Below are 14,809 nucleotides of genomic sequence, written 5' to 3'. Positions count from 1 at the left end.
CATGGTACTATTCACTTTAATTTTTATAGTTTTATATCCTGTTTCGTTGTCCCTTACATATTAAATAAATAAGCATCGGACCGCCGACAATCATCAAGATGGCATTTGCCGGAATTTCTAAAGGAGGCTGAATGACACGCCCCAATAAATCAGCAATTAATAATAACCAAGCACCTATAACTGTTGAGAATGGAATCAGTACTTTATAATTACCGCCAACTATTTTGCGAACGACATGTGGCACAATGATACCTAAAAATGCTATTTGTCCTACGATAGCTACTGTTGCACTTGCTAGAAATACCGCTAGCAATCCTGTTATCCATCGATATCGGTCAATATTAAAGCCTATGCTACGTGCTTGAACATCATCTAAATTTAATAAATTCAATTTATTTGAAATCAATAAAGTTAGAATTATTCCTACAAAGGCTGACGCAGCTAAAATATAAACATCACTCCAAATTTTCATCGTTAAGCCTTGAGGTATTTTCATTAAAGGATTTTGAGTTAAAATTTCTAAAATTCCATTTAATAAGACAAATAATGCAACACCAACTAGTATCATACTTACAGCATTAAATCTATATTTAGCATGCAAGATGACAATAATTAAAAATGGAATTACTCCGCCTATAAAGCTTAGTACTGGTAGATAAAAATATAATTGTGGAATGAATAACATACATAGTGCTCTCATGATTAACGCCCCAGATGAAACACCAATAATGTTTGCCTCCGCTAGTGGATTTTGCAGTGCTGCTTGTAACAATGCGCCTGATACAGCTAACATTGCACCAACCATTACCGCAATTAAAATCCTCGGTAATCGCAAATCAATGATTGAATCTAATGTTGCATTTTCACCTGTTGTGAATTTAACTACAAAATCATTAAATGATAGCTTAATTGTACCGGTTATAAAAGAAATATATGCTGTTATAATTAGCACGATAAACAGACATATAAATAATAATTTTTTATTGTGTTTTATCATCAAATCAATCCATTACTTTTTGTCTTTATAAAATAAATCATACAGTTGCATCATTGTTTCATCAGCATCTACATTTGCTGTAATGCCAAATGGCACTTCTTCTAAATCATAAACACGATTATTTTTAACCGCTTTAAAATGTTTCCAAATATCATTTTGCTTAAATTCTTTTTGGAACATTTTCTTCACCTCTTCAGGCATACCATGTGGCAATCTTAAAATAATATCTGGATCAATATTAAGTAAATTTTCTGTATTAGATGAAATATATTGTCGGTCTTTTACTTTGATAACATTTTCACCACCAGCAATTTTAACTAAATCACCAATATATGATTTATCTGTTGCAACTAAATAACTACCAGGCACACCCATTAAAATTAAAACTTTAGGGTGTTTCTTTTGTTTGGCTGCTTTACTTTCAATTGTCTGCTTAACTGAATTTAAATGATTGTTTAATTCCTTTGCTTGTGATTTACGATTAAATTGATCACCTAATTGAGTAATCGATTCTTGCATCCCTTTTAAACTATCGAAATCATAAAAATAACCTTTCATATTCAATTGTTTATAAAATGGTTGCATTTCATCTTTAATCGTTGTCACACTTAAAACATGAGTAGGATTTAATTTTTTAACCGCTTCAACATTTGGTTCCATGGGTTGACCAATTTCTGGCACATCTTTGTATCGTTTTGGCAAAGTTTTATATGACGTTGGTTTGCCGACAATTGGTAAATCTAATTTATCTAGCGTCATTGTTAATGCAACAGTAGTCGGTACGATTCGAAATTCACCTGATTTAGTTGTTTGCTTAGAGTTTGAAGATTGACAACTTGTTAAGATAACTACACTAATCACTAAAATTGTTAAATATTTGATGATTCTCAAACTTGGTTACCTCGCTTTCTGCTGTAAAAATGTGCTGATATAAGTAAAATTGTTGCTAGCACAATACCTGCCCCAAATAACATATATTGCTTTTTATGATTTGGTTTATCCAACTCTTTAATATCACTAGTTAGTTGATTGCTATCGTTTTTATCATCATTTCTGTCAAAAGCTGGTAACGCTTTTTCTTTTTCAGTTACTTTTTTCTTTTCTTTTTTAGACTTGTCATCTTTTTGCTTTGACTGCGATTTATGATTATTTTCGTCTTTTTTAACAGTTGCAGGATTATTTTCAACTTTTAATGTGCCTGACGCTTTAGGTTGCTCATTTTCTACATTTTTATTACTGTCTTGCTGCACTTTATCTTTTTCAGCTGACGCTTCATTCAAACTCTTTTCAGTAATAAAGCTAGTGCGTTTTTCCTGATTATCTAACTTTTGATCATCTTTTTTATCATCAGCATTATTTTTATTATGATTTAGTTGATCATTAGATTTATTTTGGTGTTTTGATGGTACTTCTTGTCCATCATCATGTTTATCTAGTTCCTCTTTAAAATGAACGGAATAAACTGTTTCCTTATTCTCCTGTTCTTCATTTTCGGTCGATGTTTTAACGTGCATATTGATTTTATTCATATGTTGTTCAACCAATACCCTAACTAAAGTATGATCATTTTCAACTTTAGTAACATGAGGCAGGTCTTCGTTTTTGTCATTTTGAAAAACAAGTTGTTCTTTGGCAAATTTACCATTTAGCTTTAGTTGCAAATAAAATTTACCTGTTAAATCTGAAATTAACTGCGACTTTACATCAACTAATTGCTGTTCTTCAGTTATATTTTTATTTTCTTTATTAAAAAGTTTTATCTCTATCGTTTTGTCTTCTTTTACTTCTTCATCAAAAACCGATGTTGTTAGCTGAAATTTATCTTTTTCTTCAGTTTGATTAAATTTGGCTGATGGACGTTTAATCTCATCAGCCGATACGCTACCAATCGTTGTTGTTGTATATGTAAATGTTAATAAGCTAATTAAAGCTATAAATGATTTTGTAGCAATTTGATTAATGTGTTTCATTATTTAACATTGCCTTTAGCTCTTTTTCTAACAAACAACGTAATAGCAATTAGTAAAGCTAAAGATAAAACTGGAATTGCATAAATATATGCTGGTGTACCTGCATTTGTTTGCGGATTCTCTACTTTACTTTTATCTGAACTGTCAGATCCACTTTGACCAGAAGCAGTTCCATCTGTTCCTTTGTCACTACTTGAAGTAGATGCTTTATCATTATTACTTGAAGTGCCTGCACTCGCTACATCAGTAGGTCCATTAAATTTATATGTAATGTTGTAATGGTGATCATATTTAAACGGTTTTCCATTTACTTTTTCATTGATATATACATCAATTTTTCCATCGATTTTCCCGTTTAATTTACTTACTTCAAATTCAGAAGTTCTTTCATCTTTGCCAGTATCTTTGCTAATGATATTCTCTTTATGACCTTCGATACTCATTCCAGTAATCCAGTGGCTATGATTTACAGTAATTTGAACATATAATTTACCATTCTTCTTCACATATTTTGCCGGTTTATTAAAGTAATCATTAGCTATCGATGTATCATTTGTATTATATTTATACACCTCGTAATTCAATGTACCACTTTCAGCTGCTTTAGCAGTATTCCCTAAAGTTGCGATGATGATAATTAATGCCAAAATAGTTGTATTAAAAACTTTTACAATATTTTTCAAAACTTAATCCTCCTTTTTATGATTGCTCATAAGTCTTTAATCAAATCATAAATAACAATGATTATCATTGTCAATATTTATTTAATAATCAAATTATTATTGTTATACAGAAATAGATGTGCTAGTATAATTGATAACCATTATCAATTGAAGTGGTTAATCATCTCATATAACAACACATATTACGTATCCTTAGGAGGAAACAGCATGACAAAACATTATTTAAACACTAAGTATCAAGTAGAACAACAACGTACTTCAGCAATGAAGAAACTTACATTGAGTACTGCTACAATCATTTTAGGCTCACTAGTATACTTCGGCGCAGATAGTCAAAATGCAAATGCTGCAGAAGTAGCAAATGTAAATAGCAATCAAAACACGCAAGTATCTCAAGCCACATCACAATCAATTAATTTTGAGGTGCAAAAAGATGGCTCTTCAGAAAAATCACACATGGATGATTATATGCAACATCCTGGTAAAGTGATTAAACAAAATAATAAATATTATTTCCAAGCAGTGTTAAACAATGCATCTTTTTGGAAAGAATATAAATTTTACAACAAAAACAATCAAGAATTAGCTACAACTGTTGTCAATGATGATAAAAAAGCTGACACTAGAACAATTAATGTTGCGGTAGAACCTGGATATAAGAGTTTGACTACAAAAGTACATATTGTGGTACCACAAATTAATTACAATCACAGATATACAACGCATTTAGAATTTGAAAAAGCAATTCCAACTTTAGCAGACCCTGCTAAGCCAAATGCAGTTAAACCGGCTCAACCTAAAGCACCTAACGAGCAAACTAAACCAGCTCAACCTAAAGTTGAAAAAGTTACACCGGCAGTAACTACTCCTAGTAAAACTGAACATACTCAACCAACAAAAGTTGTAAGCACAGAAGCTAAAAAAGTTCAAACTAACGTGCAAGGATCTCAAACAGTAAAACCTGCACAAACAACACATGAACAATCTAAAGTTCAACCAGTTGCTAAAAATAATACAGCAGTAAATTCTGAAAATAATAATAAAGTTGTAAGCCAAAACAACACACAAAAATCTGACAAAGTTGTAAAACAAAATGCAACTCAAAAACAAACGCCTGCAAAAGAATCTAAAGCAAAAGAATTACCAAAAACAGGTTTATCATCAGTTGATAGCTTTACTAGTACTGTAACTTTTGCAACACTTGCCCTTTTAGGTTCATTATCATTATTATTCAGAAGAAAAGCTTCTAAATAATAAGTCGAAAAATCACAAAATAATAATAATTATATTTTAATTTTACTTTAACCTATGACATAGATATTTCATAATCTACGTCATAGGTTATTTTTTTATAAAATAGTATTGCAATTAAATGCTATTTCAATGTACAATACAAGTAATTAATTGATAATGATTATCAGTTGATAATACATAATTAGGAGTTGTTTTAACAACATGAACAAACAGCAAAAAGAATTCAAATCATTTTATTCGATAAGAAAGTCAACACTTGGTGTTGCATCAGTTGCAGTTAGTACCTTACTTTTATTAATGTCAAACGGTGAAGCTCAAGCAGCTGAAGAAACAGCGAATACCAATACCCAAACTCAACCAAAAACTGAGACAGTGGCAAGCCCTACTTCATCAGAAACTGAAAAGGTTAATGAAAAAGCACCCGAAGTTAAACCTGTAGCAAATGCCGTTGAAGTATCAAATAAAGACGTTGTCCCTGCAGTTGAGGCCAAAGAAGTTAAAGAACCTAAGGAAGAAAAAGAAGAAAAACCAGTAGCAAAAGCTGATAATAAAGCATATCCTATTTTAAATCAGGAACTTAGAGAAGCAATTAAAAATCCTGATATCAAAGACAAAGATCATAGCGCACCAAATTCTCGTCCGATTGACTTTGAAATGAAAAAGAAAGATGGCACTCAACAATTTTATCATTATGCAAGTTCAGTCAAACCAGCAAGAGTTATTTTCACAGATTCAAAGCCAGAAATTGAATTAGGATTACAATCAGGTCAATTTTGGAGAAAATTTGAAGTTTATGAAGGAGACAAAAAATTACCAATTAAATTAGTATCATATGATACTGTTAAAGATTATGCTTACGTCCGTTTCCCAGTTTCAAATGGTGCAAAATCTGTAAGAATTGTAAGTTCGACACATTTCAATAATAAAGAAGAAAAATATGATTACACTTTAATGGAATTCGCACAACCGATTTACAACAGTGCTGATAAATTTAAAACTGAAGAAGATTATAAAGCTGAAAAATTATTAGCTCCATACAAAAAAGCAAAAACACTTGAACGTCAAGTATATGAATTAAATAAAATTCAAGATAAACTACCTGAAAAATTAAAAGCCGAATACAAGAAGAAATTAGAAGATACGAAGAAAGCTTTAGATGAGCAAGTGAAATCAGCAGTAACTGAATTCCAAAATGTACAGCCAACTAATGAAAAATTAACTGATTTACAAGATACAAAATATGTTGTTTATGAAAGTGTTGAAAATAACGAATCTATGATGGATACTTTTGTTAAACACCCTATTAAAACAGGTATGCTAAATGGCAAAAAATATATGGTAATGGAAACAACTAATGATGATTACTGGAAAGATTTCATGGTTGAAGGTCAACGTGTTAGAACAATTAGCAAAGATGCTAAAAATAATACGAGAACAATCATATTCCCTTATGTTGATGGTAAAACATTATATAATGCTATTGTAAAAGTTCATGTAAAAACAATCGATTATGATGGTCAATATCATGTGAGAATCGTTGAGAAAGAAGCATTTACAAAAGCCAATGCAGCCAAAAAAGAAACTATTCCGGCAACACCAGAAAAATCAACTCCTGTACCAGCTGAAAAAGAAGCAAATAAACAAGATAGCAAAAAAGTTGAGAAAGAAAAAACACCAACACCAAGTGTTGAAAAAGAAAGTGCCGGATCTAAAGAATCAAGCAAAACGGAAACACCAGCATCAAGTTCTGACAAAGCAAAAAGTATAGCGCCTTCTAAAGTATCAACAACGACTCAAAATGTTACTAAACCAACTTCTATAACTTCAGAATTATCGAAAAATGTTACTCAAGCATCAGTTGGTTCTAGTGAAGTTAAAGAAGCATCACAGCCAAGCGCTTCACTTCAAAAAGCAAGCATAAAAGGTATAAATGATTCACAATCATCAAAACCAAATAATACTGCTACTAAAGACAGTAAAGCACAAACATTACCTAATACAGGTGAAGAATCAAATAAAGGTATGACATTACCTTTAATGGCATTATTTGCTTTAAGCAGCATCGTTGCGTTCGTATTACCTAGAAAACGTAAAAACTAACTAATAGTCTTCATATTGTAAATTATTAACCGGTGGGTTTGGTATTTTGATACCTTTCCCACCGATTATTTTTTGCATTATAAAAAGTCCCACTTAAAACTTTCATTTTAAGCGGGACTTTTTATATTGAGTAACTAAAATTATTTAGCTGCTACTTCTTCGCCATTGTAAGAACCACAGTTTTTACATACACGGTGTGATAATTTGTATTCGCCACAGTTTGGGCATTCAGTCATACCTGGTACAGAAATCTTGAAATGCGTACGACGTTTGTTTTTTCTAGTTTTAGAAGTTCTTCTTTTTGGTACTGCCATGATATATCCTCCTTAGATTATAAACGAAAAATACTAAATGTTGGCTTAATTAACAACATTATATCATTAATTAAACTACTTATTGCTCTTTATCATATAATTGTTGTAATTTTTGAAGCCTTGGATCAACTTGTCGTGATTCTGAATCATCTTGTTCTTGCTGTTTAGCAAGTTCATCTAATTGATCCTCATCGATTACTTCCCAACCATTACCTACTGTCAACATTTGGTCACTTTGTTCTGAATATGCTCTCATTGGTTTCTCAATGATAATAATATCCTCAACAATATCTTTAAGATTAACCATACCGTCTTTTATAATGTGATAATGTTCATCTACATCATCTTGATCATCACTAAATTGATTGTAACCTTCTAGATCAAATACTTCAGTAGTAGTAACATCTAGTGGCACTTCAACTGGCACAAGTGTACGTGCACATGGCATTGTATACGTTCCAGTGATGTGAATATCAGCAACGACTTCTGTTGACTTAATGGTTAACTGACCTTGGATAGTAATTGGAGATAAATCAATTAAATCTAATGATTCTTTTAAATTGTCAAAACTCACCGTTTGATCAAATTCAAATGGCTTACCTTGATATTTTCTTAATTGCGTAATTGACCATTTCATATGGCTTCACCTCTAACAAGCACAAAATTTATTTTAACTTTCTAAGAACAAGTTGTCAAGATTTTTTCTTAACATATCATCTTCTGTTACAATATTAATAATGAATACTGAAAGGACGAATTGCAAATGAAAAGCGTTGGCTTAATCACAGAATATAATCCCTTTCATAATGGGCATCATTATCATATTAATCAATCTAAAAATATAGCAAATGCTGACGTCTCCATAGCAATTATGAGTGGCAATTTTGTCATGCGTGGCGAACCAGCAATATACAATAAATTTACTCGCGCTAAAATGGCATTATCAGCTGTTGATTTAGTTATCGAATTACCTACCACAGCAAGTTTATCTTCTGGCGATTATTTTGCCGATACAGCGATTAAAGTTGCCAATTATATGAACGTTGATTCAGTCGCTTTTGGAAGTGAAAACAACGATATAGAAACATTGAAACTGTTGGCTCAAAAGATTATTCAAATTGAGCAATCTACTGCATTTTCACAAAAATTAAAAGAAGGTAAAAGTTATCCTCGTATCATAAGTGAGTTATTAAATGATCATGAAGCACTTTTAAGTCCTAATAATTTACTTGGAATCAGTTATTTAAAAGCCATTAACAAATTGGCACCACATATTAAAGCAACGACCATTAAACGTGAAAGTGCGCAACATCATGATGCATCGATTCAACATGATGAATTTGCAAGCGGTACATCTATTCGAACATCCTTAATAAATCAAGATGACCTTTGGCATAAAGTAGTACCAACAAATTTGCACCATCTATATACCAAACCGCATTTAACTTTAAATAAAGTATTCCCGTATTTAAAGTATCAAATTTTGGCAATGCCTCATGAATTATTAAAAAATATTTATACGGTTACTGAAGGCTTAGAAAATCGTTTAAAAACTTACGTTAATGACGCTAATGATTTCCATGAATATGTTCAATTATTGAAAACAAAGCGCTATACGTATACGCACATTCAAAGAGTATTAATGAATATTTTATTAAATACACAGCAAACAAATGTTACAAACGATATTGTAGCTGTTAAAGTGTTGGCAATGAATGATCGCGGTAGACAATATTTAAAGTATTTAAAAAAACAATTTCCAAACAGACAATACTTCACCAATATTAATAAAAATAATGCGCATTATTTCAAAAATGAAATCAAAGCAACACAAATTTATAATGCAATTAGTGGGCAACAACAAACAGATTTCAATACGCCTGTAATCCAACAATATCAATAACAAATGAAAACAGTATTTTAGGATTGTTAACCATGCTAAACCTAAAATACTGTTCTTTTATTACTTGAATTTCTTCTTCAATGCCTTTTCAACATATGGTGGTACAAATTCAGAAATATCTGCGCGATACGCCGCAACTTCTTTAACAATGCTCGAACTTATAAATGAATAATTGGTACTCGACATCATATACAATGTTTCAATTTCATTGTTCAACTTCTTATTCATTGAAGTTAGACGTAGTTCATATTCAAAATCGCTGACTGCTCTTAAACCACGTATGATTGTTTTAGCCCCAACTTGTTCACAATAATCGACTAATAAACCACTAAATTGATGAACCTTAACGTTCGGTAAATGCTTTACAGATTGTTCAATTAAATCCATACGTTCTTCTAAACTAAACGTACCTTCTTTTTTACTATTCTTAAGAACACAAACGTGAATTTCATCAAATCGGTCTGTACTTCTTTCAATAATATCTAAATGACCATATGTAATGGGGTCAAAACTCCCTGGAATAACCGCTATTGTATGTTCCATGCTATTCTCCCTTTTCTAATAACATTGTATCTGTCAAACCATAATGGTAACGTTTAATCATGTTAAACGGTTGATAGTCAATTTCTTCGTGATTACTAAATTCACAAACGATGATACCATTTTCTTTCAATAAATTAAACTCTGAAATTTGTTTTAACGCTTTATCAATTAAACCTTTTTCATATGGTGGATCTAAAAAGATAATATCAAATTGAATTTCTCGTTTCGACAAAGCTTTTAACGCTCGGTCTGCATTATTTTTATATACTTCAGATTGTTCTACTAAATCTAAGTTTTCAAGATTTGATTTGATAATTTTAACCGCTTTAAAATTTTGATCAACAAAGATGACCTTATCCATACCTCGAGAGAGTGCTTCTATACCCAGTGCACCGCTTCCTGCAAATAAATCCAAGCCTATACCTGACACATCATATAAACTATTAAAGATACCCTCTTTTACTTTGTCCATAGTAGGCCTTGTGTTACGACCTTCCATACTTTCTAAAGATTTACTTTTATGTTTACCAGCAATGACACGCATTTGTTGACACTTCCAATTCGTTTAGTAATTTAATATAATTTATTGAGAAAAAGGAGATTGATAAACTTATGAAACAGACATTCATTACACTTGGCGAAGGGCTAACAGATTTATTTGAGTTCATGACATTGATTGAGTATAACCATCAACGCATTGATAAAATTGTCTATTTTCATTCGCCACTAGTTGAAAATACTAAATCATCTGTAGCTATCATTATGAACCCAACAAGTGGTAATCATTTTCAAGCATTTTATATTATGATAAATGCAGTTAAATATACTTATCCAGAATTAAATACAAAATCTAAAATGATTAATGATTGTGCAAAAAAATACAATATACCCGTATTTGGTATTGATGTACAGCCACCACAAGCTTTTCACGACTTATCATTATATTATAATTATTTAATTAGTGTATTAAGACTCCAAAACTGGATACCTGAATTACAATAAATCTAATTATAAATCTCGTGTTTTTCCTTTTCATATGTTTTCTTTAAATATTTATACGGCGAGCCGTCAATGTGTCTTACATATTTAAGTTGCATTAATTTATGTACAATTTGATCTGCATCTTGCTCATTCACATACATTATTACAAATTTGCGATCTTTATTAGTATGAACGATATGTCCATATTTTCGGATTTGTCGTTCATGTTTCATATTTTTTAAGTAAACTACAATACTTGTTCTTGGGATTAAATTCATTTAAACCTCACTCCATTTATTTTCAGCATTAATCATATCATGTCTTTATAAATTTTAAAATATTAAGCTCCCCCATTTAAATTACTATCCTATGACAAACACATTAGTACTTAAATGATAAAGATGTCCCTTTACATTCACCATCTAATTCCAAAAGTACATAGCTATAAATAATCGAGGGTGAGACATAAAGATTTTGTGCTCTGGGAAACCGATTAACGGCGTCTCAAAAGCAGGATTTTCGGCAGAAACTCTCACGATTCGGCAAAATTTGGAAAACAATTTTGCTCATCGTTCGGTTCTGCTCAAATCCTAATCGCTTTTGTCCTGACCTCGATTTTGATAAGCTATAATCGTATTCAAGGAGGAAATTTTATGAAAAAAGTTAATAAAAAAGTTTTTAATCTAATACTATTAGGTGCTGGTTTTATGAGTAGTCTTTTAATGATAAATAAAAATAAAGTTATCACTAAAACACAAACCATCCCCCCATTTTTTAAAGGGCCTGCCCCATATATATTTGCTCACCGTGGAGGTATGTCTTTAAGACCCGAACAAACGCAACTTGCATTCGATCACGCCAAAGATTTAGGTGTAGATGGATTTGAAACTGATGTAAGGCTTACGAAAGATCACCAACTTATTGTATTTCATGATGCTACAGTTGATAGAACAACTAATGGTTCCGGTAAAGTAAGTGCACATACATTAACTGAGTTAAAAAAATTAGACGCTGGATACCATTTTAAAGATATTAATGGTAATACACCTTTTCGTGGTTATGAACATACAGAAATATTAACCTTCGATGAATTATTAAAATTATATCCTGATATGTATATTAATGTAGACTTAAAAGATGCACCTGACTCTTATGAAGGCTCCATTGCTCCTCAAATAATGTACGATATAATTGCTGCAAATAATGCCTTTGATCGTGTTTTAGTAACTAGCTTTTTTAAAGAACAAATTATCAGTTTTAATAACATAGCTAAAGGCGCTGTTGCAATCGGTGCAAGCCAACAAGAAGTAACAGAAGCATTTTTAAAATTCTATTTTTTAGGTGGAAGAGGTTATACACCTTTAGCTCAAACATTCCAAATGCCAACATCTTTTAAAGGAATAAGTTTGACTTCTACTAATTTTATTAAATGGTTAAATGATATGAATGTGATTCCTGGTTACTATGGTGTGAATAGTATTGACTTAATGCAAGATTTATATCAAAAAGGTGCACATACAATCGTGACAGACCGTCCAGACTTAGCTCAACAATTCAAACAAACTTTAATGAACAGCTAATAAATGACTGAAACCATGATGGCACCTTTGAAAAATACTTATTAATGTTCTAGACGATCATAGCGGAACCATACAATACAAAGTATAAAAAAACAGCAGTAAGATGATTTTCAATTAGAAAATACCTTTTACTGCTGTTTTTATTTAAAATCACATCGCTGAGTCAAAAAAGTTATAATGAGCAATTGCAGGATCCACCTGATGCACAACCGCCATGTGTTGTTTGAAAAAATGGGTTGCCTGTTTCTATTTTTACATGATCCGACACCGCGTATGCAATTTTAGTAACAACTTCATCAATTAAATGTTGAAGTTCCATCTCTTTAGCTTTATATTGCATAACCACTTCCAACATTTCATATGCTCTTTTACGTTGTCTTGTTTCTAACATAATCTGTTTATAATCTGGATGATACTTCCCAAAACGCATCACATCATCATATTTCACTTTTGATTTCAAAAATGATTGATATAGTAGATGTGCTTCATCATTTTGTTCAAGTGCGTATTTCGCTTGCTCAAAAGATGCATATATATCAGATTCAACAATCATATCGGCAAGTCCGTCAATATCATCTAGTATTGCCAATGAAGCTTCATTTATCATAAATACCCCTCATTTTTATTTTTCTAAGAAAATTAGTGAATAATAATCTCTCATTACATCTCCACCCATCTCATCATATTTTGAATTTAAAAGACGAGATCGATGTATGTCTGAATTCATCCAGCTATGAATCAACGTTGGTACATCATTAAATGCATAACCAACATTTTGTGCTGTCGTTTTATAAGTAACATGATTTTTATCTAATTGCCCTTTTAATGCGTCTTCAGTAAATTCAACACTATCTGTGCCATTAGAAGTAGCTTCATATAAATTATTCGAGGCAATATGTGCTAAATCATTATTAATCTTTAAAGGTTTTAATCCTTTTAACTTTCTCATTTCATTTGTTACTTCGTATAGTGATATTAACTGATTTGGATTTTGTTCATATGGACGTTTGTTATGCTCTCCACCAGTTGAATTTGAATTTAATTGGTAAGGTTCAATATCTGCTAACATTTCTTTTGTTAAAAATCTTACACTCAACACTTTTTTAGATTGCTGATCAGAATATACTTGAGCATAAATATCGCCATATTTAATTAATGTTTGTGTTTTTAAATCTTCATCTGACAATTCAAATTCATACTTTTTTCCATTCACTGTAAATGATGGTTCAGGATTAATACTCGTATGATTAAATATCTCTGCTGAATGCTGACCGATTTTCAAAGGACTAACATCTACTTTACCACCTGTCGCGTAAACTGAGACTATTTTGTCTTTTTTTACTGAAACAATATAGTAACTGTCTTTATTTTTGAAAACATAATTTTTATAGCCATCGTGAAACGGATAGACTCTATCTGCTTGTCCAAACTTCGACGTAAGTATTTTAATATCTTTACCTACCCATGTACCAACGCCATCTTTAGGTTTAGGATTTTCAGCATTGTTATTTGACTTCTTAATTTGATCTGTTCTATTTACTTTATTACCTTTATTCGGATTCTCTAGTACATCAAATTTTAATCTAGGAGAATAAAATAGGTAAATCAGAAATCCAACTAAAAATAATACACCAATTACTCTTATCACTAACTTTTTCATTAAACGCCCACCTAAAAAGTATTAATACTATTGTAAAAAACAACGCATCAATAAGCAAATTTTCAACACCGACAATACTATGGCAATTTTATCGTCTAATAAATCACTATTATTTTTCTAAAATTGTAACTTATAATAACTCGGCATTTATATCATAGCCTATCATTAAGCATTAATGATCAATTGATAACTATGGACTTAATCATAATATAAAAATTAGGACAACATATCATATATCGACAAAGTAATTGTGCCTCTTCAAGAATATCATTTACTGTCCAACACTTAAAATTCAAAATAAAAAACCTGATAAAACGATGCGTCTTATCAGATTCGTATAAATTATAGATTCATTTTAATGGCCAAACGTTGCCTTAATCAATGATGTCGTTTCTCCACCTGGATATAAAACATATAATAATAAATAAACTGCTACACCTGTAATTGCTGTAAAGAACCATACAACCGAAGCAAACGGTCCAAATTTACGGTGTATATTAAATTTATCTTTGAAAGCAGTAATTATTTGTACTAGACCTAAAATACCACCAATAGTTGCTAAATTAATGTGGAAAATCAAGAAAATTGTATAATATTTCTTGATTGATGCCGGTCCGCCAAATGCTGTATTACCAATAAATATCGTTCTGCTTGCATAGATTAAGAAAAAAGTTAAAGCAAAAAATGCTGCAGCTAACATGACATTTTTGTGTTTATTGATTTCCCTTTTCCAAATAAGTCTCCAACCAATAGCAATTAAAATCGCACTAATTACAATACATGTCGTACTAATCGTTGGTAAAATTGGAACGCCCATATCTTTC

The 14,809-nt window shown here is 31.1% G+C and carries 17 protein-coding genes; 5 read left to right on the top strand and 12 right to left on the bottom strand.

Annotation, left to right across the window (positions count from 1 at the left end):
• Positions 1-31: 31 nt before the first annotated feature.
• From isdF to isdC, 4 genes are read right to left on the bottom strand one after another with little or no spacing between them, the layout of a single operon-like run.
• On the bottom strand, positions 32-997 hold the full coding sequence (gene isdF, locus ML436_05375) for a hemin ABC transporter permease protein IsdF (protein UMT79165.1): 966 nt from the start codon (positions 995-997) through the stop codon (positions 32-34).
• A gap of 12 nt (positions 998-1,009) precedes the next feature.
• Positions 1,010-1,888 carry a heme ABC transporter substrate-binding protein IsdE gene (gene isdE, locus ML436_05370; protein ID UMT79164.1) on the bottom strand — a complete coding sequence of 293 codons (879 nt, stop codon included), beginning with the start codon at positions 1,886-1,888 and terminating at the stop codon, positions 1,010-1,012.
• Positions 1,885-2,967 carry a heme ABC transporter permease gene (locus ML436_05365; protein ID UMT79163.1) on the bottom strand — a complete coding sequence of 361 codons (1,083 nt, stop codon included), beginning with the start codon at positions 2,965-2,967 and terminating at the stop codon, positions 1,885-1,887. Before ML436_05365 ends, isdE begins: the two co-directional genes overlap by 4 nt.
• Positions 2,967-3,650: a heme uptake protein IsdC gene (gene isdC / locus ML436_05360; protein ID UMT79162.1), complete on the bottom strand. Its 684-nt coding sequence runs from the start codon at positions 3,648-3,650 to the stop codon at positions 2,967-2,969. The genes ML436_05365 and isdC overlap by 1 nt, the downstream gene beginning before the upstream one ends.
• 207 nt (positions 3,651-3,857) lie before the next feature.
• Between isdC and ML436_05355 the strand changes: the two genes are divergently transcribed.
• Complete coding sequence (locus ML436_05355) at positions 3,858-4,904, top strand: NEAT domain-containing protein (protein UMT79161.1); 1,047 nt, start codon at positions 3,858-3,860, stop codon at positions 4,902-4,904.
• A 201-nt stretch (positions 4,905-5,105) separates the two neighbouring features.
• Positions 5,106-7,004 carry an NEAT domain-containing protein gene (locus ML436_05350; protein ID UMT79160.1) on the top strand — a complete coding sequence of 633 codons (1,899 nt, stop codon included), beginning with the start codon at positions 5,106-5,108 and terminating at the stop codon, positions 7,002-7,004.
• A 140-nt stretch (positions 7,005-7,144) separates the two neighbouring features.
• On the opposite strand, the gene rpmF is transcribed toward ML436_05350, so the two are convergent.
• Together rpmF and ML436_05340 are read right to left on the bottom strand one after the other, a co-directional pair.
• Positions 7,145-7,318, bottom strand: a complete 174-nt coding sequence (gene rpmF, locus ML436_05345; protein ID UMT79159.1) for a 50S ribosomal protein L32 — start codon at positions 7,316-7,318, stop codon at positions 7,145-7,147.
• Between the two features lie 79 nt (positions 7,319-7,397).
• Positions 7,398-7,955 carry a DUF177 domain-containing protein gene (locus ML436_05340; GenBank protein ID UMT79158.1) on the bottom strand — a complete coding sequence of 186 codons (558 nt, stop codon included), beginning with the start codon at positions 7,953-7,955 and terminating at the stop codon, positions 7,398-7,400.
• 126 nt (positions 7,956-8,081) lie between these two features.
• Here ML436_05340 and ML436_05335 point away from each other — a divergent pair, with 126 nt between their 5' ends.
• Complete coding sequence (locus tag ML436_05335) at positions 8,082-9,221, top strand: nucleotidyltransferase (GenBank protein UMT79157.1); 1,140 nt, start codon at positions 8,082-8,084, stop codon at positions 9,219-9,221.
• Between the two features lie 60 nt (positions 9,222-9,281).
• Here ML436_05335 and coaD read toward each other — a convergent pair whose 3' ends face one another.
• The gene (gene coaD, locus ML436_05330) at positions 9,282-9,764 is read right to left on the bottom strand and encodes a pantetheine-phosphate adenylyltransferase (protein ID UMT79156.1); all 483 of its coding nucleotides are present in this window, start codon (positions 9,762-9,764) and stop codon (positions 9,282-9,284) included.
• A gap of 1 nt (position 9,765) precedes the next feature.
• Positions 9,766-10,308, bottom strand: a complete 543-nt coding sequence (gene rsmD / locus ML436_05325; GenBank protein UMT79155.1) for a 16S rRNA (guanine(966)-N(2))-methyltransferase RsmD — start codon at positions 10,306-10,308, stop codon at positions 9,766-9,768.
• Between the two features lie 68 nt (positions 10,309-10,376).
• Here rsmD and ML436_05320 point away from each other — a divergent pair, with 68 nt between their 5' ends.
• A complete protein-coding gene (locus ML436_05320; GenBank protein UMT79154.1) occupies positions 10,377-10,766 on the top strand; it encodes a hypothetical protein in 390 nt (129 codons plus the stop codon).
• 2 nt (positions 10,767-10,768) lie between these two features.
• Here ML436_05320 and ML436_05315 read toward each other — a convergent pair whose 3' ends face one another.
• The gene (locus tag ML436_05315) at positions 10,769-11,023 is read right to left on the bottom strand and encodes a DUF2129 domain-containing protein (protein ID UMT79153.1); all 255 of its coding nucleotides are present in this window, start codon (positions 11,021-11,023) and stop codon (positions 10,769-10,771) included.
• A gap of 375 nt (positions 11,024-11,398) precedes the next feature.
• Between ML436_05315 and ML436_05310 the strand changes: the two genes are divergently transcribed.
• A complete protein-coding gene (locus tag ML436_05310; GenBank protein UMT79152.1) occupies positions 11,399-12,325 on the top strand; it encodes a glycerophosphodiester phosphodiesterase in 927 nt (308 codons plus the stop codon).
• A 172-nt stretch (positions 12,326-12,497) separates the two neighbouring features.
• Here the strand turns inward: ML436_05310 and ML436_05305 are convergent, their stop codons facing one another.
• The 3 genes from ML436_05305 to ML436_05295 all read right to left on the bottom strand — a co-directional run bounded on the left by ML436_05305 (position 12,498) and on the right by ML436_05295 (position 14,802).
• Positions 12,498-12,932: a YlbF family regulator gene (locus ML436_05305; protein ID UMT79151.1), complete on the bottom strand. Its 435-nt coding sequence runs from the start codon at positions 12,930-12,932 to the stop codon at positions 12,498-12,500.
• 15 nt (positions 12,933-12,947) lie between these two features.
• Entirely contained in the window at positions 12,948-13,985 is a 1,038-nt protein-coding gene (locus ML436_05300) for a CAP domain-containing protein (protein UMT79150.1), read from the bottom strand.
• 355 nt (positions 13,986-14,340) lie between these two features.
• The gene (locus ML436_05295) at positions 14,341-14,802 is read right to left on the bottom strand and encodes a DUF420 domain-containing protein (protein ID UMT79149.1); all 462 of its coding nucleotides are present in this window, start codon (positions 14,800-14,802) and stop codon (positions 14,341-14,343) included.
• Positions 14,803-14,809 lie beyond the last annotated feature (7 nt).

The organism is Staphylococcus roterodami, from assembly GCA_022493055.1.
GTDB classification, from domain to species: domain Bacteria; phylum Bacillota; class Bacilli; order Staphylococcales; family Staphylococcaceae; genus Staphylococcus; species Staphylococcus singaporensis.
The sequence above is the reverse complement of the archived record's forward strand: the minus strand, read 5'-3'. Positions and strand labels throughout refer to the sequence as shown.